The sequence below is a fragment of the Arthrobacter sp. 01T428 genome (assembly GCF_056398685.1).
Map to the genome: position 1 here is coordinate 1 of NZ_JBFTPW010000033.1, position 18,207 is coordinate 18,207.

Sequence of the window (18,207 nt, forward strand, 5' to 3'; positions counted from 1 at the left end):
CAACCAGCAGGTATGAAAGCTTAGATGATGGGGCGGAGGAACGACGCTCGTCACACAGGTCCCTCAGATTCTGGAGCTGTCCTCGGGTCGGCTGAAAGCCCGTCATCACAGGACTCCAGCGACGGCGCAACTATTCCGAGTGTAGATAATCCTGGGCTCGCACCCTTTTCGGGCGTCCACTCCGCAAGCTCCGTGGCCGGCTGTTGGGGGATGACGGTCCGTCGCAGAGCTCCTGCCCGTCATCACCTGTTTGTCTACGACGTTTTCTGGTTGCTGTCCTTCGGATTCTAGGCGTCCGCTCCACCCTGTCTAGCCCCTCCTTCGTCGGGGCCTGCGGCGCAGGAATTTCCCTSCGGCGCTCCTTCGTCGCTTATTTCCTCCGGGAATTTCCCACACCTTGCCCAAGGGTAGGCACGGCTCCGTCGGCCGCCGAGCAAGCAAGCTTGCCAGCAACCAAAAAACAACGGGGGAGAGGGGAAGCTGGCCGGTCACCTGATCCGCCCCGCTCACCCGACTTCTCGGCAAAGAAGGAGCAACACCATGAACACCACGCCTACGCTCGAAATGATCGACCCCGCCACGCTGACCGTCGAGGTCAACGTCCGCAAGGACGCCGCCCTGACCGCTGACTTCATCGCCAGCATCAAGGAACACGGTGTGATGGAACCGGTGATCGCCCACCGCAAGGACGACGGCACCGTTCACGTGCTGATGGGCCAGCGCCGTACCCGCGCCGCTGTAGAAGCCGGACGGGACAGCATTCCGGTCATGATCATCGACAGTCCCGAGGAAGCCGAACGCATCGTCACGCAGGTGGTCGAGAACATCCAGCGTACGGAGCTCTCCGACGCTGACGAGGCCGACGCGTACCACCAGCTCTCCCTCATCGGCGTGTCCGCGGCCGCGATCGCCAAGAAAACAGGCCGGACCAAGACCACCGTCGAGGGAGCGTTGAAGGCCAAGGCATCCGAGGCCGGAGCCACCGCCCTGGGCAAGGGATGCACCATCGAGGAAGCTTTGATCCTCGCCGAGTTTGAGTCGGATGAGGAAGCCATCGCTGAGTTGGAGTCGGTCATCATGGATGAACCCGAGCAGTTGTTCCACGTAGCCCAGCAGTTGCGCGACGACCGCGAGCGGGCCGCCGCCCTCGCGGCGCTGATCGCGGGACTGGAAGCCCAAGGCAAGACCATTGTGGAGGACGCCGGGAACTACGCCGACGAGGAGAACCTTTACGTCTCAGCGGCAAACCGGGCAGATGGAGAACCGGCCACCGGGGAGGACGCCAACGCCTACGTGGTCAGCACCGACTACCGGGGCCAGCACAACGCGAAGCCCGTCATCACCGGCTGGAAGGAACTGGGCTTCACTCCGAAGTACGAACGCTACGACGGCGGCACTCAGGCCCAGAAAGGCCCGATGACCGATGAGCAGAAGGCCGAGCGGAAAACCCTGATTGCCAACAACAAGGCCATGGAATCGGCAACGACTGTGCGCCGCGACTGGGTCAAGACCCTGATCGCCCGCAAGACCGCGCCGAAGGGATGGCAGTACTTCACCGTCCACGCGATCACCCACCACCCCGAAACCGCCAGCGGCTACGACGGCAAGGTGGCCGCCGAAATGATCGGAGCCAAGTTCGAAGACAGCGACCGCTGGGCGTGGAACCCGCTCCGGGACCACGTCGCCCAGTCGACAACGCGGCCCGAGTTCTCTCTGATCGCGCTGGTCTGTGCAGGGTACGAGAAGACGATCGCCAAGGACTCGTGGCGGTCCCCGTCCCAGACACACCGTGACTACCTGAACCAGCTGATCACTTGGGGATACACGCCGTCGGAAGTTGAGCAGATCATCCTCGACAGCGCCCAGCCCACCGAGGAAGAAACGGCGGAGTAAGACCGGCTGTGCCGGGCGGAACCCCCACCGCCCGGCACGGCCCCGCCCACTCACCGCGGGGGGACAGGGAACCTCCCAAACTTCGGGCGGTCCGCCGCCCAGGGCGAACCACAGCAGCCACTCACCAGCGGCGGACCGCCATTCAACACGGCCACCCGATCCAGCACCCCCAGCCGCGCAACCAGGAACAACGATGCTCACCGATGAGTTGCGCCCCGCCACCGATCGTCAGCTAAGCTAACCGTAGATTTTCCTTTTGCCGAGGAACAGAAAAGGCCGGCTCAACTGGCGGGTTCTAGCGGTCGTTGCAACACCCAGATTTTTTGGGAGTTGCAACGACCGTGTCGTCTTTAACGGAGAAAACAGGCGGGCGCAGGAAATACACGCCGGAACAGAAGGCTCAGTTCTTTTCGGTGTTGGACCGCTTTGGGAGTGTGAGCGCGGCCGCGGGGGAACTCGGATTCAATCTGATGACGTGCTACCAGTGGGTCCACAAATCCCGGCTCCCTGAGCGGGTCCCACGGGAGCGGCTGCCTGGGCAGAGGAAATACACGCCTGCGCAGAAAGAAGAGTTCTTCCTCGTGTTCGACCGCCTCAAGAGCACGAGGCAGGCTGCAAGAGAACTCGGGCTGAGCCCCGACACGTGCGCCGGCTGGGTGCGCAAAGCCGGACTGAAAAGCCACGGCAAATCGGGGACAGGCCCTCACCCGGGCCGGGACGAGTACTTCCGGCTGCGCAAAACCGGGGCGAGTCGGCGGACAGCTGCCGCAGCGGTCGGGATCCATCTCCGGACCGCCGAAGAGTGGGACCACGGAATCCGGAAATCCAACGGGCGACGCATTTACCCCGACGGCCGGATCGTCGACTACAAACGTGGGGTGACCACCCTGACCCCTCCCGTCGGCACGACCGGAACGATCCGGGTTCCCGTACCGGTATCGGCGCTGGAGAAACCCATCGATCCGCGGTTCCTGACCGTCCAGGAACGGGAGCTGATCCGGGACCTGCACGCGGCGGGTTCCTCAATCAGGGCCATCGCCCATGCGCTTGGCCGTTCGCCCTCGACGATCAGCCGCGAGCTGGACCGCAATTCCGATCCCCGGCTGGGATACCTGCCGCACGGGGCGCACCGGATGGCTGCCGCCCGGCGGGCACGGCCCAAGACGGCCAAGCTCGCTGAAGATGGTCCGTTGCGGCGCTATGTGAAGGACAAACTGCTCCTACGCTGGTCTCCGGAGCAGATCAGCCACACGCTGGTCGAAGAGTTCCCCCACGACCCGGAGATGCGCGTGAGCCCAGAGACGATCTACCAAGCCCTCTACGTTCAAGCCCGCGGTGGACTTAAACGCGAGATACAGGCGGCGCTGCGCACCGGCAGGACCCGCCGCAAGCCGCACCGCACCGGCGAGCAGCGCACCCCGCGGTTCGTGGACCCGATGGTCATGATCTCCGAGCGCCCACCCGAGATCGAGGACCGCGCCGTGCCCGGCCATTGGGAAGGGGATCTCATCACCGGCGCCTACAACCAGTCAGCGATCGGGACCCTGGTCGAACGCACCACCCGTTACGTGATGCTCGTCCATCTCCCTAACGATCACACCGCAGAAACTGTCCGCGACGGCCTCGTCAAGACGATGGCCACCTTGCCGGCGCATCTGCGCGGCTCGCTGACCTGGGACCAGGGCGCTGAAATGGCCGCCCACCGCTCCTTCAGCATGGCCACGGACATGCCTGTCTATTTCTGCGACCCGGCAAGTCCCTGGCAGCGCGGATCGAATGAGAACACCAACGGGCTGCTACGCCAGTACTTCCCCAAAGGCACCGATCTGTCAGTCTTCGGACCTGAAGACCTCGAGCACGTCGCCCAGGAACTCAACGGCCGACCACGCAAAACGCTCGGCTGGAATACTCCAGCCGAGCGTTTACGTGATCTACTACTAACCACCTAACCAACAGGTGTTGCAACGACCCCTAGAAACCAAGACTGAGCCGGCCCTTTCTGTTTAAGCACCATGCGTCCAAAATGGGACGGTGACGGCTAGCTACGCGGCCTCCACGTCACCCGGCTCTGTAACCTCCGGTCCCTGCACCCCGTCCGGTTCCGCAGGTTCCGGACGCTCCGTGACCAGGTCAATCATCCGCTTCACTTCGGCACCGCTCAGGCCAAGCCGGGCCGCGACGGCGGACCTGGCTTCCCCCGCATCCAGCATCGCCTTGACTGTTCCAGCTGCGGCGTGAACGGCGCTCTGCGCGTCAGCTTCAGCCTTCGCCAGGATGGCTTCTGCTTTCATCTTTGCCTCCGTACGCAACAGCTCGGCTTGCTCCTGCTGCTCGAAGAACTCCGCGGCCATCTCAATCAGCCGCTCGTGACGTTCCGTCAGCTCCTTGGCCCTGGCGCGAGCCTTCTCGCGGGCCGCCAACTGCTGTGCAGACTTCCGTGGTGCTGCCATCGGTATGGGTCCCTTCCCCTTGGGTTAGCCGCGCCCCAGACCTAACGGCTAGCGCCGGGTCAGAGTCACGGCCGGCGGCGTGCGCCGCTTCGGTCCTCGCTTACGCTCGGGCTGGTAGTGCCCGTGTTTTCCCCAGGTGGACGGCTCCGAGATAACACACGTCTCTCCGCTGCCCACCTGGGGATAACACGGGCGGGGCGGTTCTACACAATCGAACGGACCGTGGATAACGGAAAAGCGTGTTACCCACCGCCCATTCTCATGTGCAGAACCGCATCAAAAACTTGATGGCCCGATCCTACCGTTTTTCACCCTGTTCCATTGAGCTGCCTCATTCTTCGTCGCGCCACTTCCACAGACCAAAAAACGCCACAATCTGTCACACCTCATGCATCATCGATGAGAGAGGCACCCTGGCGGGTATGCTGGGGCCCGTGATGACCGTGCACAAACTCAGTGCCGGCGACGGATACACGTACTACACACGTGAAGTCGCCTCCGCCGATGAGCTGCGCACGGCAGACCGCCAGCTGGGCGATTACTACACGGTCGACGGCAACCCTCCGGGTCAGTGGGGCGGGGGAGGGGCCGCCCATCTGGGCGTTTCCGGAGAGGTCAACGAAGCGCAGATGGCCGCACTGTACGGCGAAGGAATCCACCCGAACGCCGAAGCAATGCTCGACGCCGACCCGAAAACCGACGTCCGTCTTGGTGCCCGCTACAAACAGTTCTCCCAGAAAGACCACGAACTGCAGGGGCGCATCAACGTCGCGATGGGCGACTACAAGCGCATGAACCATGCCGATCCTGACGCGGACACGCGGCGGAAGATCCGGATGAAGGAAGGCGCCCGGTACTTCCGTGAACTCAACGGCCGCAACGCCAAGGACAAGGAAGAACTGGGCCGGTTCGTCACCGCCCAGACCACGCCCGGCTCCCAGGCAGTGGCCGGTTTCGACCTCGTGTTCGCGCCCGCGAAATCCGCTTCCGTGCTGTGGGCAACAGGGGGTGAGGAAGCCCGCAAAGAGATCGAAGCGGCCCACAACGAGGCCATCGCCGAGACCATGACCTTCCTCGAAAAGGACGCGACGTTCACACGCCGAGGACGCAACGGCGTCCGCCAGGAAGACGTCGACGGAGGACTGATCTACACGAAGTTCCGGCACTACGACTCCCGCACCGGGGATCCACAGCTCCACGATCACATCGTGGTCTCCAACAAGGTCCTGGGGGTGGACGGCAAATGGTCCAGCCTGGACGCCCGTCACCTGTACCAGTTCAACGTCGCCGCATCCGAGAAGTACAACCGGCTGGTCATGGAGAAGATCTGCGCACGCCTGGGCCTCGGCCTGACCGAACGCAAAGTTGCCGGGGACCGGCCGGTGATCGAGATCGCAGGCGTCGACGTCGCCGCCATCGAAGCAACCTCTACCCGCCGCGAAGGCATCAAACCGGTGCTGGATGAACTCAGCCGAGAGTTCATCGACAAGCACGGCTACGCGCCAAACAAGAAGCAGCTGATCGCCCTCGCCCAGCAGGCCACCCTGGACACCAGGCCGTCCAAAAAGGAAGCCCGACAGCTCTCCGTCCTGGTCGAGGAATGGTTACAGGACCTTGGATCCATCCCCGGCGTGAAGGTCGGCCCCCAAGCGCTGGAACACGCCCGCGCGCACCGTCACGACGCCCGCGATGCAGCCGAGCAGGACAAGCCAGCCTGGCTTGTCTCGCACGCTGATGAACTCAACCCGGCCGTGGAAGCGGCCGCGATCATCGAACGCCTGGAACGCGACAGGGGAGTGTGGGGAGAACACCACATCGAGGCCGAGGCGCTGCGCCGGCTCGGTTCCCGCCTGGGCGAATTGCCCATCCCTGATGCCCTGCTGGAGCAGGTCAAGGCCCGTGCGATCGACCAGTACTCGCTGCGCATCACCCCCGAAACCCCGGTCCCGGAACTGAAGGAGCTGCGCCTGGCCAACGGCGCATCCAAGTACGGGCGGGTCAACTCCACGCTCTACACCTCGGCCGGGATCCTGCACAGCGAAGACCGCCTTCTGACCGCCGCGCAGCGCGTCGTCATCCCCGCGGCCACCGTCGAATCCTTCGACGCTGCGCTGGCCAGGCAGGACAAGAAGTTCGATGCCGGCCAGCTGCGCATGGCCCAAGAGTTCGCCACCAGCGACCGGCTGTTGATGGTCGGTGTCGGCCCTGCCGGTGCCGGCAAGACCACCGCGCTCAAGCTCGCAGCGGACACCGTCCGCGCCGCCGGTGGCAGGGTGTTCGGTCTCGCACCGACAGCCGTCGCAGCCGCCGTGATGGGTGTCGAACTGGGCGCGACGGCGACGACGATTGACTCCTTCGTGCTCGCCCACAGCAGTGGACGGGCCGATGAGAAGACCACCCCGAAACCCGGGGACGTGATCATCATTGACGAGGCCGGCATGGTCGGCACTCAGCTGTTCGCGGCGGCAGTGACGATCGCGGACCAGCATGGTGCCGTGGTCCGTGCCCTGGGCGATGACCAGCAGCTTTCGGCCGTCGCATCCGGTGGTGCGCTGCGCCTTTTGAAGAACACCGTCGGCGCCGTGTACCTGGAAGACCTGCACCGCTTCCGCAACGCGGACGGGTCCGCGAACGATGCCGAAGCAGCTGCGACCCTGGCGTTGCGCGAACCCCCGGCAACCGGTGTGGATGACCCGTGGGCGTTCTATCGGGAGAACCGCCGCGTCGTCGGCGGTGACGCCGACACCATGACCACCCTGGTGTTCGAGGCGTGGCAGAAAGACACGAACGCGGACAAGCACTCGATCATGATGGCGTTCGACAATGCCACCGTCACCGAGCTGAACGCCCGCGCCCAGGCCTACAAGATCGCCACCGGTGAACTGGACGCGAAGGAGCCGGCCGCGATGCTGCGCGACGGCCTCACCGCCCGCGCCGGGGACATTGTGGTCACCCGGGAGAACAACCGCCGGCTCTCCACCAACCGGGGCAAAGACTTCGTGAAGAACAACGACGTCTGGGACGTCGTGAAGGCCCACAAGGACGGTTCGCTGACGGTCAAACACCACGGCCACCAGGGCACGCTCACCCTCCCGGCCGGGTATGTGCGCGTCCACACCATGCTCGGGTACGCCGCGACGATCCACCGCACCCAGGGCGTCACGTGCGACACCACGCACGCCCTCATTAGCTCCGGCCTGTCCCGGTCCCTGGCCTACGTCGCCGCGTCCCGGGGACGGGAGTCCAACAAGCTCTACGGTGTCGTGGCCGACGGCGAAACCCTCGAGGACGTCCTCACCAATGTGGCCGCGAACCACGATTCCAACCTGACCGCGCACGAACAGATGGACGCCGCCCGCGCCCAGGCCCGCTCCCTGCCGGACATGTCCGCCGCGTACCGGGACATCGACGACCAGGCCAACGAGCGGCGCATGGCCAACCTCGCCGCCCGCGTCCTGGGCGAAGGCGCCGCGGGCCCGTTCACCCAGTCCACCGCCTGGGGGGCCGTGGCCACGCACCTGCGCCAGGCAGAGAACGACGGCTTCAACATCGCCAACCTGCTCACGGACAGCGTCAACGAAGGCGACTTCGACGCCTCCGACGATCCCGGAGCGGTGCTGGCCTGGCGCGTCGAAGACCGCCTCACCCGGTGGCGGCAGCGCGCCCAGGACCCGGGCCGCCGGCCCCTGGAATCCATGAGCGACGAAGCACTGGAACGCCTCGAGCAGCGCGCCGTCCGCGAGTTCATGCGCGCCAAAGCCGAAGCATCCCGGACCCCGGACATGGAACAGCCCGACCGGAAGACGTTGCTGCGCGGCTGGCTGGCCGAACGCAAGGAAACGCCGTGGCAGCGGCGCCTGCACGGGCACCTCAGCGACGAGGACCTAGCAGCCCGGATCAGCGACGCGGCTCAGCAGCTGCGCACCGATACGACGATCAACGACCCGGCCGCCGCGCGCAAGGCCCGCTGGCTTGCCTCCTCCCTGCAGAAGGAACAGGCACTGCGCGATCTGATGAACCCTGAGGTCCGGGCCGATGAAGCCTACGAACGCGGCCCGATCTCCAACCACCGCAGGCAGGAAAACACGCCCCGGGTCCGGGTGGCGGGGCTTGTGCATCGCCGGATCCGCGCCGAAATCGAACTCCGTCGAAATCTCCCACAAGCTGTGGGACATTTGACCCCCGCCGACGGACTGCCGAGCTGGATGGCGCCTGCCGATGTCCTGGACCACCAGGACACCCCGGCACTGTGGCGGAAGGAACTCGCCGCACGGCGTGAGCTCATGGCCCATGAAGCCACCCGACTGGGCGCCCAGCTCGCGGCCGAACCCCCGGCCTGGGCAGCAGCGCTTGGACCGGTACCGTCGGACCCGGACCGGCAGGAACAGTGGCGCCAGCTCGCCGTGGAAATCTCCACTTACCGGGACACCTATCGTGTCCCGGCCAGTGAGACACTGCCTGTCCCGGCCGGCCATCAGGAGAAGGGGACCGGGGCCGAGCTGACCGTCCGGGTCACGGCCATGCACAAATACAGTGCACAGACCGCAAAGGAGCCCCTCGCCTCCGCGGACGCTGCGCTGATAGCCGAAGCCGCCCAGGTCGAAGCCCTGGTGAAGGAAACCCCCACGCCGGCCGAGCATGTCGTGGATCACCTGCAGGCGACACGGGGTGCCGAGGCGCAGCTGAGCCCCGCCCAGGAACGCGCAGAGCGCATCGCCGCCCTGGCGCGCAAGGTCCGCGAGAACCAGGCGAAGGCCGGCCACGGCGCAGGGGAGAGGCCCGAATCGGTCAATGAAGCCCTGGAGGACATCGCGGCCCGACGACGCAGCGAGGAAGCAGACAAGGCCCCGGCCCAGCAGCCGGAAAACTTTGCCGAACGTCTCGCCGCCTCGCGCGCTGCCGGAGCCGGCACGGACAGTTCCTCCGCGGTTGAACGGCTCCGCCGGCAACGCGCCGAGCAGGCCAAGGCGGAAAAGGAACAGCGTCGCCGGGATCAGGACGGTCCCACGGCCGGTGGACCGGACGCCGGACGCCGCGGTCCGCGCCTGTAGGCTGAACTGACCGGCCTGATGGCCAGACAAGGGCCAGCAGGGCAGGGAGAGCATGGGGAATCTTCGCGGTCGGGCAGCACAGGAACGGCTGCAAACCCTTTACGCCCGCACACCCGGTCCCGTCGTGTTCGTCGACGAAAGCCTCCGCCCTCCCGGGAACAGCTATGGTGAGCGGCCCTTCTACACCATGAGCGGCGTCACGATCCCCAAAGACTCCCTGGACATCGTCCGCAAAGAACTCGAACGCATCGTCGGCGCGGACTACTGGCACACCACCGAGGCCTACAACGGCAAACTCGGTCCGGTGGAAGAGCTACGGCCCCGGATCCTGGAACTGAACGAATACCTCGCCCGGGTCGTGGACTTCAGCATTGTCACCGTGCAGACGGAAATCAGTACCGGGGACCACGCCCTGCAGACGGCCCGTGAGGAATGCATCACAACCCTGGCGCGGGCTGCCACCAGCTCCCGCAGGGATGACCCTCCCCGTCTGATGGTGTTCGAACAGCTCAAGGAAGACGCCTATCCCGGCGGCAACGCCAAGGACCATGCAGTATTTTCCCGGCTGAGGAACGCCGGGCTTCTGCACCGCTCGGTCGTCATCGAATCAATCTCGCCCTGGGATGAGAAGCTGCTGTGGGCAGCGGACCTGTCGTCCTGGAGTTTCTACCACCAGCTGGCCAGATCCGAACGGATCTGGTTCAAACCTCTGGAACCGGTGACTACGGTGCTCCATGCCCGGACCGGAATGGCCGTTAAAGGAAGCAACCCCCATCTGCCGCAGCAAGGTCCGGGGGTTCAGCCAACTGTCGGCGCTCAAAGAGGCGGAGGGCCGGCTGTTGCTTCTCAAACAAGACTAGTGCACCAGGGCAAGGAGAGCCAAGCACTCAAAGCCATCCGGGCCGAAGCCGACGGCCAGCGGCCGGCCCTGGACCACTCCGTCGGCCTGGGCGTGGGCACCAACTCGCCCAAGACCATCGACGCGATCAAGGAACGCTTTGACTGGTACCTCAAAGCCCAACGCAGCCAACGCGCCGACCCGGCCGCTTCGGAACCCATCCGGCAACTCCTCCAGCAAGCAGAACAGTCCCTGAAAAAACGCGGGCGCCCACCGGAAACCCCGGGCCAGCGCCCCGGCTTCACCGGCCCTCAACTGTAGCCGCAGGTGAGAGAACGGCGGGCAATTCTTCGGGGAGACCCCACCTTCCCTACGCCGGCGTTCGCTGCTCTAGAACCGCAACTAGCGCCGTGCGAGCCGCGGTTTCGCGGCTGCCGCCGACCGGGACCGGCCTCGGTGTATTTGGCCCGTCGGGTGTACCGGGGATGATCGCGGATGGTCAGGATCGGCGGGTTGGATCGGGATGCGGCGGCACCGGTCCGGGGTCAGGGACCGGCAGTGGACCGGGCGCTGGATTCGGATCAGGGGGCGGAGGAGCCGGGAACGGTGCAGCCGGGTCCGGCGGTGTAGGGGCCGGCCCTGGTTCGGGCGGGAAAGGCTCAGGCTCGTGTTGCGGTGGAAGGGTCATCGGATGCTCCCTTGCGATCGACATGGTGAGGCTGGAGACTTCAGGCTACGCTCTTGGAACTTCGGAAGGCCACGGTCTGGTGTGCTGCCGTTGCGGATCTGAGCCCGGGTTTTCGCTGCTGCATAGGATTGGCCGGAGGCAATTGTGCAAAGCGGATGTGCACAATTGCCCTGGGACACATCATCGAGCTCATTAAGCTCAAACTACACCTACGTCGACCAGCTGACCTGGCCCTTGGGCGAGCTCATCCAGCAACTCCGCAACCGCTCCGCGGCAATACAAATCACCACGGAGGACATCGACCGGCTCACCGAGGACACAAGGGTCATCTATACGATCGACGACGACACCAACGCTGTACCGCCTCCAATGGACCGACTCATCGTCGGCAGAAGCTGAGGACCGGAACGCTTAGGGCCAATTGTCCAAAGAACTTTGGACAATTGAGACAGGGCCCCTCCGAGGATGGTCCGTCCCGTCGGACGTCGACGCTCATACACCCATATGTAGCGCTCAGATCGGAAGCGTCAGGTTAGGGTCAAAGACCTTCTTGAGCCACTGTTCATGAAAAGGACTTCAGACCCTAACCTGACAAGGTTCAGCTGACGATCTGACGTCAGGTTGGGGTGTAGTTCAGCCTGACCGGGAGTAGGCGCGCTTTGAGCAGATCGTGCAGGTAAGGCAAGAAGCGGGGCCGTGAATACGCATGTGGACGTCGAGGGCGCGTCAGAAGTGGCCGCGTTGCACCAGGTTTGCCGGGGCTTCACCTTTTGCCAGAGCCTGCAGCTGCGCTTTTGAGGAGTTCTACGATTCTGGGTTCGAAGGCGGCTGCGTTGCCCCCGATGTGGGGGGTGATGAGGGCATTAGGGCTGTCCATAGTGGGTGGTCCTCGGGGAGCGGTTCGGGGTCCTTAACATCCCGTCCAGGGCACATTGAAGGCGCCCGGAGAGTACTTCTTTGGTCAGCGCAGCAGTGTCGACTACGCCTCTGCCTACGTTGACGATAAGCGCGCCGTTGGGCAAGGCGGCGAGGACTTCTTCACCCAGGAGGTGGTGTGTGTGCTCGTTCAGTGGCAAGACGGCGATGAGGACGTCATGTATCGGTGCCAGCTTAGGCGCGGCCGACGCGTATATTTTTCCGTGCTCATCAGTTCGTTCGCTGCTGCCAACGCGGGTGATGTGGACTTCGAAGGGTTCAAGCCGCCGGGCAATCTCCTGGCCGATGCCGCCGACGCCCACGAGCAATATTCTGCGGTCAGCGAGCGACTTGCGGCGCGCGGGGCGCCAGCGTTTTGTCAATCGGTCCTTGGCGGCTTGGTCGATTCCCCGCAGTTTCGCCAGTACCAGACCAACGGCAAGTTCCGCTGTTGCTGGCAGCACGCACTCCTGATGCCGTTGCGACGGCAACCGCGGGTCCGGCAGCGCTGATGACTCCGTCGTAGCCGGTGGACTGTGTCTGGACGAACTTCAGATTCTCGGCCTGACTGAGGGCGCCCATAACATCAGGGGCGTTCAAGTAGGGAGCACGACGGAATCTATTTGGGACAGGTCGGCTCCGACCGGTTCAGATTCCAGGTCCCAGATAACTGCCCGAAGGCCATCGGGGATCGGTGAGAGGGATTCGAGTAGATCAGTATCGGGGAGGCTGATCGTATGAATTGTTTGCATGAGTTTTCCATCGCTGGTTACAAATGGGGCGGATCAGGATGGTGTGCTTGGCCAATGGGAACGGCCGGCAGGTCCCTGGGCACGGCCGGGCCAGCCCGTGTAGGCCTCGGCCAGGTAGGCCATGCCGTGGCGGGAGGAGACGACCGAATTCAGTTCGCCGAGCTGGCGTGCGCGGGAGAAATCGTCCGCATCGGCAGCGGTGTGCAGCATGGTGGTCATCCAGTAGGAGAACTGCTGCGCCTTCCACACCCGGTCCAGGGCACGGCTGCTGTAGGTCTCCAGCAACAGGTCCGATCCGGAGTTGTAGTGGCTGTCCAGTCCCTCGAAGAGGACCTTGACGTCATTGATGGCCAGGTTGAGGCCTTTGGCGCCCGTGGGCGGCACGGTGTGGGCGGCGTCGCCGGCAAGGAAGAGGTTGCCGTGGCGCATGGGGGTGTGGACGAAGCTCCGGAACGGCAGCACCATCTTCTCGATGACCGGGCCTTCCTTGAGCTCAAAGCCGTTGCCGTTCACCCGGTTGCGGAACTCGGCCCAGATCCTGTCATCGTCCCACTCGGCCACGTTTTCCTTGGGGTCGCACTGGAAGTACATCCGCTGGACCGTCTCGGTGCGCTGGCTGATGAGGGCGAAGCCGTTGGCAGAGTTGGCGTAGATCAGCTCATCCGAACTGCGCGGGGCTTCGGCCAGGATGCCGAACCAGGCGAAGGGGTACTCGTGGAAGTACCACTTGCGGTGGGCCTCGGGGATCTGGAACCGGCAGTGGCTTCGGGAGCCGTCGGCACCCACCAGGAAGTCGGCCTGGATCTCGAACTCCACGCCGTCGGCATCGGTGAACCAGACCTTCGGCTTGCCCTCAAGATCATGGACCGACGTGTCCGTGACACTGTAGCGGACGTCGCCGCCGTCGTCCTTCCTGCGTGCGGCGAGGTCCAGGAACACGTCCGTCTGCGGGTAGAGCCAGACGGATTCCCCCACGAGGTCCTTGAAGTCGATGCGGTGGCTTTCACCGTTGAAGCGCAGTTCGATGCCGTCATGGCGGTCCCCGTCACGCAGCACCCGGTCCGAGACTCCGCTGTCCACCAGCAGGTTGACGGTCCCGTGTTCCAGGATCCCGGCGCGCACCGTGTGCGAGATTTCCTCGTGGCTGCGGACCTCCACCACCGTGGACTCGATGCCTGCCTTTGCCAGCAGGTGGGAGAGCATCAGGCCTCCCGGGCCGGCGCCCATGATGGCTACTTGAGTGGAAATAATTTTGCGTGCCATGACGGTCTCGCTTCGTTGCGGGGCCAATAAAAGGCCGGAGTGGTCTGGTTTTCAGTGTTCGCTAGGGAGAGTGATCGCCCTTATATGTATTCCGTTGAACGGAATTACCGCGAGCGGAAGCTGGTCGTGGAGTTGTTCATGGTTTGACGTTGTGCCGGGAGTTGGCCTCCTGCAAGTCGGTATGAGTTGAGCAGGAGTTTCCTAAGCTCCCGTTCATCAATCTGGTCCAGCCGTACCAGCACCAGTTGCTGTGATGCGCGCGATTTCCCTCTGTTGGTGTGGTTCAGCCGTTCCATCTGTTCCACTGCCGGGACTCCGACAGGTGACCTTCTTTGAGCAGGAACCCAGGGTTGGGGCTTTTGCAGGGCGGTGCGCTATGCGGAGAACTGCTGGCGCAGGTCCCTCTTCCTAATTTTGCCGCTTGCGGTCCGGGGCATGTCATCGACGAAGACGACTGCCTTGGGGATCTTGTAGCGTGCGAGCTTGCCTTCAAGGTGGGAACGCAGTTCTTCCTGGGTCAGGGTCGAGCCTGCGTGGAGGGTGATGATCGCTTTAGGCACTTCACCCCATTTTTCATCTGGAACGCCTATCACAGCCACCGAGGCTACGGTGTCCAGTTCCAGGATCGCCGCTTCAACTTCGGCAGGGTAGATGTTTTCACCGCCGGAGATGATCATGTCTTTGAGACGGTCGGATACGAAGAGAAACCCCTCGTCATCGGTGTAGCCCATGTCACCTGTTCGGAACCAGCCGCCCTCGGCATAGGAGTCTCGTGTTTCCTGTGCCCGGTTCCAGTACTGGCTAATGACGTTGGGACCGGCGATCTGGATTTCACCGACTTCCCCCGGAGCCATGGGTGCGCCGAGAGGGTCGGCGATGCGCATGTCGGTGAAGAAGTGCGGCAGGCCGGCAGAGCCGATCTTCTCGCTCGAACGTTCGACGGGCAGCATGGTGACTCCGGGGGAGGCTTCGGTCATGCCGTAGCAGCTTGTGAAGCCGATGCCCTTGGCCTCGTAGGCCTCGATGACCCGGGTGGGAATGGCTGAGCCGCCACAAGTCAATTTTTCGAGTGAGCTGATATCGCTGCTGGCCCAGGCCGGGTGTTCACAGAGCATCTGGAACGTCGTGGGCACCCCGTTGAGAGTGGTGACCTTATGTTCCTGGATCAGAGTCAGTGCGCGCCCCGGATCGAATTTGGCTTCGAGCACCACGGTTCCGCCTTTCAGGAGCATGGGCAGAAGACCCATGTCCAGGGAGGCGGCATGGAAGAGCGGGGAGATCATTAGGGCGACGTCGTTGCGGTTCAAGTCCACATCGACCAGGGTGTTCATGCAGTTCCAGGTGACGTTGCCGTGAGTGAGCAGCGCACCCTTGGGAAATCCTGTCGTTCCGGAGGTGTAGAGGATCATGGCCGGATCCGACAGGTTAATGCTTTCGTCGATGAAGTTGGAGGGCGACTGCTTCAATACCATGTCGTATTCCTCGACGCCGGCTGCCTCCGCTCCCGAATCGCCGCCGATGACGATCCGCCGGTTCACGGCAGCGCCTGTGGCGGCCGCCGCTGCAAGGGTCTCCAACTCGCTGGCATTGACCAAGACACGTGCGCCGCTGTCTTCAAGTTGGAATTTGAGTTCCGGGGCGGCGAGCCGGGTGTTGAGTGGGACGAAGATAGCACCGAGCAGGCCGCAGGCAAAGAACGTTTCTATGAACGAGGGGTCGTTTTCACCGAGGTAGGCGACGCGGTCGCTGCGCCGGACACCCCGCAGCCGGAGCGCATTAGCGAGCTTGTCTGCGCGCCCAGTCAATTCGGCATAGGAGACGTTACGGTCACCGGCGATCAGGGCCGGTTTGGTACCGCTCTTTAGCATGCGCCGGTGCAGCCATGAGCCGACTCCGAAGTTATGCAAGGTTCCTCCTTGTACCTTTCTGCAATGAAGGTACCGTCCTTTGGTGCAAAGGGGTGATGACAGGTCAGCGGCCGGCGCGCAAGGGCCCTCGGCTGCCTGTGATTACTTGTAGAAGCGGGCGAGGAATTCGGCCACGACGGCGGGCCGTTCCTGGCCTTCAATCTCGATGGTGGCGTTGACCTTGATCTGTGCGCCGCCCTTAACCTCGGTGACCTCCGCGATCTCGCCCTTCATGCGGACCTTGGAGCCGACCTTAACCGGGGAGGTGAAGCGGACCTTATCCAGCCCGTAGTTGACCTTGGTGGTCACTCCGTCGACGTCGAACAGCTCGCCCCAGAACGGGATGATCAGGGAGAGGGTGAGGAAGCCGTGGGCAATGGGTGCACCGAAGGGCCCGTCCTTGGCCCGTTCAGGATCCACGTGGATCCACTGGTGGTCATCGGTCGCGTCAGCGAACAGGTTGACCTGCTGCTGGGTGATTTCGCGGTAATCGGTGACGCCGAGATCTCGACCGGAGAGTGTCAGCAGGGTGTCGAAGTCTACAACTGTGGATGGCATGGGTTTCCTTGACTTGGATTGTGAGCTGGGGATGGCTGAGGGTGCCCGGACGGTTTTAGAAGCGGAGCAGGACTTTCCCGGAAATTTTGGCGTCTTTGGCGACGGTGAACGCTTCCACGGCTTGTTCGAACGGGTACTCGTGGGTGATAGCGGGTTCGACGTGTAGGCTGCCGTCGGCAAGGGCTGCGATGACCTCGTCAATTTCATTGTTGAAACGGAACGAGCCAACAAGTTCGAGTTCGCGCGTAATGGCCAGGGAGATGGGAACCGGCTGGTCCCCGGACGGGAGCAGGCCAAGCATGATGACCCGGCCGCCGCGCACTGTGCCGCGCAACGCTGAGGCCAGCCCTTTGGGGCTTCCGGAGGATTCGATGGTCACGTCGGCTTCCACGGCCGCTACGGCTTCCGCGTCCCGGGCGTTGATCGTGTGGGTGGCTCCGAGTTGCCGGGCTATGTCCAGAGGCTTTTCGTGAAGGTCCACGGCAATGATTTCGGCTGCGCCGGCCCGTTTCAGGACGGCGATGGTGAGAGCGCCGATGGGGCCGCTGCCGATGACCAGAGCCTTGGCACCCTTGATGTCGCCTGCCCGGCTGACCGCGTGCCAGGCGACGCTTGCCGGCTCGATGAGCGCGGCGGTACGCAGGGGCATCGTCGCGGGAAGCGCCCGGAGCATCCGGGTCGGCAGTACTGCGTATTCGGTGAAGGCGCCGTCCTGGTGCGGCCGGGTGGCTGCGCTTCCGAGGTAGGTGCAGGCTGGGGAGAGGTTGGGCCGGTCAGCCGGAAACCGTGCACCGTTTCCGCCTGGAGTGGCAGGATGCACGGCGATGGCTGTGCCGGGTTCAGGGCCGCTGCCGTCAGGGGCGGCGACGGCGACGGTCCCGACGACTTCATGGCCCAGGACCATGGGGTCGCGAAGAATTGATTCGCCGGCTGCCCCGTGGGTCCAGTAGTGCAGGTCGGAGCCGCAGATGCCGCCGTAGGCGATCCGGATGATTGCCTCGTCGGGGCGTGGCTGGTCCACGGGGCGCTGTTCGACACGGAGGTCTCCGGCGGAGTGGGCGACGACGGCGCGGGTGCCACCGGGGATTGGGGTCACGAGGGGGTGTCCTTCGGGTTGGTTAGACGACGACGGACATTCCGCCGTCGATGAAGACGGTTTGGCCGTTGACGTAGTTGGAAGCGTCGGAGGCCAGCCATACGGCGGGGCCGATGAGGTCGTCAGGGGTTCCCCAGCGGGCTGAGGGGGTCCGGCCGAGCACCCATGAGTTAAAGGCTTCGTCATCGACCAGAGGCTGGGTCATCTGGGTGTGGATGTAGCCCGGGGCGATCGCGTTGATCTGGATTCCGCTGGCGGCCCATTCGGCGGTCATGGCACGGGTGAGATTCCGCAGGCCACCCTTGGACGCGGTGTAGGCACCGATCGTGGGGCGCGCAAGTTCGGATTGGATCGAGCAGATGTTGATGATTTTGCCCTGCCCGCGGGCGGTCATGTACCGGGCGGCCTCCCTGCCGACCAGGAAGGCGCTGGTGAGGTTGGTCGCCAGCACCAGGTCCCAGTCCTCCGGGGCGAGGTCCAACAGCGGCACACGCCGCTGGATCCCGGCATTGTTCACCAGGATCGACACCGGTCCGTGGTTGGACTCGATATCCTGGATCGCCGCTTCGACCTGGGCGGCGTCGGTGACGTCAAAGGCGGATGCCAGCACCTTTCCCGGGCACAACTCCTGCTCCAGTGTTTCCCTGGCGGCTTCCAGCCGGGCCTTGTCGATGCCGTTGAGGATGACGGTCGCCCCGGCGCGGCCGAGGCCGGCGGCGATGGCGTTGCCGATGCCCCGGCTGCTGCCGGTGATGAGCGCAATCCGCCCGGTCAGATCAAAGAGCGTCACGTCGCT

General features: G+C 64.1%; 12 protein-coding genes. 5 read left to right on the forward strand and 7 right to left on the reverse strand.

Annotation, left to right across the window (positions count from 1 at the left end; genetic code table 11):
* Positions 1-540 precede the first annotated feature (540 nt).
* Positions 541-1,893: a ParB/RepB/Spo0J family partition protein gene (locus AC1DJB_RS22765; protein WP_476910880.1), complete on the forward strand. Its 1,353-nt coding sequence runs from the start codon at positions 541-543 to the stop codon at positions 1,891-1,893.
* Between the two features lie 731 nt (positions 1,894-2,624).
* Positions 2,625-3,842, forward strand: a complete 1,218-nt coding sequence (locus tag AC1DJB_RS22770; protein ID WP_476910913.1) for an IS30 family transposase — start codon at positions 2,625-2,627, stop codon at positions 3,840-3,842.
* Between the two features lie 93 nt (positions 3,843-3,935).
* Here the strand turns inward: AC1DJB_RS22770 and AC1DJB_RS22775 are convergent, their stop codons facing one another.
* Positions 3,936-4,343 carry a hypothetical protein gene (locus AC1DJB_RS22775; protein ID WP_476910881.1) on the reverse strand — a complete coding sequence of 136 codons (408 nt, stop codon included), beginning with the start codon at positions 4,341-4,343 and terminating at the stop codon, positions 3,936-3,938.
* Positions 4,344-4,780: 437 nt separating this feature from the next.
* On the opposite strand from AC1DJB_RS22775, the gene mobF reads away from it, so the two are divergent.
* The 3 genes from mobF (at position 4,781) to AC1DJB_RS22790 (ending at position 11,319) form a co-directional block, all read left to right on the forward strand.
* On the forward strand, positions 4,781-9,394 hold the full coding sequence (mobF, locus tag AC1DJB_RS22780) for a MobF family relaxase (protein WP_476910914.1): 4,614 nt from the start codon (positions 4,781-4,783) through the stop codon (positions 9,392-9,394).
* Between the two features lie 52 nt (positions 9,395-9,446).
* A complete protein-coding gene (locus AC1DJB_RS22785; protein ID WP_476910882.1) occupies positions 9,447-10,553 on the forward strand; it encodes a hypothetical protein in 1,107 nt (368 codons plus the stop codon).
* 532 nt (positions 10,554-11,085) lie between these two features.
* Positions 11,086-11,319, forward strand: coding sequence for a hypothetical protein (locus tag AC1DJB_RS22790; protein ID WP_476910883.1), 234 nt, complete (start codon positions 11,086-11,088; stop codon positions 11,317-11,319).
* Positions 11,320-11,783: 464 nt separating this feature from the next.
* Here AC1DJB_RS22790 and AC1DJB_RS22795 read toward each other — a convergent pair whose 3' ends face one another.
* From AC1DJB_RS22795 to AC1DJB_RS22820, 6 genes are all read right to left on the reverse strand, one after another.
* Positions 11,784-12,299, reverse strand: a complete 516-nt coding sequence (locus tag AC1DJB_RS22795; RefSeq protein WP_476910884.1) for an NAD(P)-dependent oxidoreductase — start codon at positions 12,297-12,299, stop codon at positions 11,784-11,786.
* A 321-nt stretch (positions 12,300-12,620) separates the two neighbouring features.
* Entirely contained in the window at positions 12,621-13,850 is a 1,230-nt protein-coding gene (locus AC1DJB_RS22800) for a 4-hydroxybenzoate 3-monooxygenase (protein WP_476910885.1), read from the reverse strand.
* A gap of 374 nt (positions 13,851-14,224) precedes the next feature.
* Positions 14,225-15,757, reverse strand: a complete 1,533-nt coding sequence (gene menE / locus AC1DJB_RS22805) for an o-succinylbenzoate--CoA ligase (RefSeq protein ID WP_476910886.1) — start codon at positions 15,755-15,757, stop codon at positions 14,225-14,227.
* Positions 15,758-15,859: 102 nt separating this feature from the next.
* Complete coding sequence (locus AC1DJB_RS22810; protein ID WP_476910887.1) at positions 15,860-16,315, reverse strand: MaoC family dehydratase; 456 nt, start codon at positions 16,313-16,315, stop codon at positions 15,860-15,862.
* 55 nt (positions 16,316-16,370) lie between these two features.
* Positions 16,371-17,411, reverse strand: coding sequence for an L-idonate 5-dehydrogenase (locus AC1DJB_RS22815; RefSeq protein WP_476910888.1), 1,041 nt, complete (start codon positions 17,409-17,411; stop codon positions 16,371-16,373).
* A gap of 22 nt (positions 17,412-17,433) precedes the next feature.
* Positions 17,434-18,201 carry an SDR family oxidoreductase gene (locus tag AC1DJB_RS22820; protein WP_476910889.1) on the reverse strand — a complete coding sequence of 256 codons (768 nt, stop codon included), beginning with the start codon at positions 18,199-18,201 and terminating at the stop codon, positions 17,434-17,436.
* Between the last annotated feature and the right edge of the window lie 6 nt (positions 18,202-18,207).

Excerpts from the sequence above, each read along its gene's own strand:
- AC1DJB_RS22775 (WP_476910881.1), bottom strand. The coding sequence starts at position 4,343 with ATGGCAGCACCACGGAAGTCTGCACAGCAGTTGGCGGCCCGCGAGAAG.
- AC1DJB_RS22810 (WP_476910887.1), bottom strand. The coding sequence starts at position 16,315 with ATGCCATCCACAGTTGTAGACTTCGACACCCTGCTGACACTCTCCGGT.
- AC1DJB_RS22785 (WP_476910882.1), top strand. The coding sequence starts at position 9,447 with ATGGGGAATCTTCGCGGTCGGGCAGCACAGGAACGGCTGCAAACCCTT.
- mobF (WP_476910914.1), top strand. The coding sequence starts at position 4,781 with ATGACCGTGCACAAACTCAGTGCCGGCGACGGATACACGTACTACACA.
- AC1DJB_RS22800 (WP_476910885.1), bottom strand. The coding sequence starts at position 13,850 with ATGGCACGCAAAATTATTTCCACTCAAGTAGCCATCATGGGCGCCGGC.
- AC1DJB_RS22765 (WP_476910880.1), top strand. The coding sequence starts at position 541 with ATGAACACCACGCCTACGCTCGAAATGATCGACCCCGCCACGCTGACC.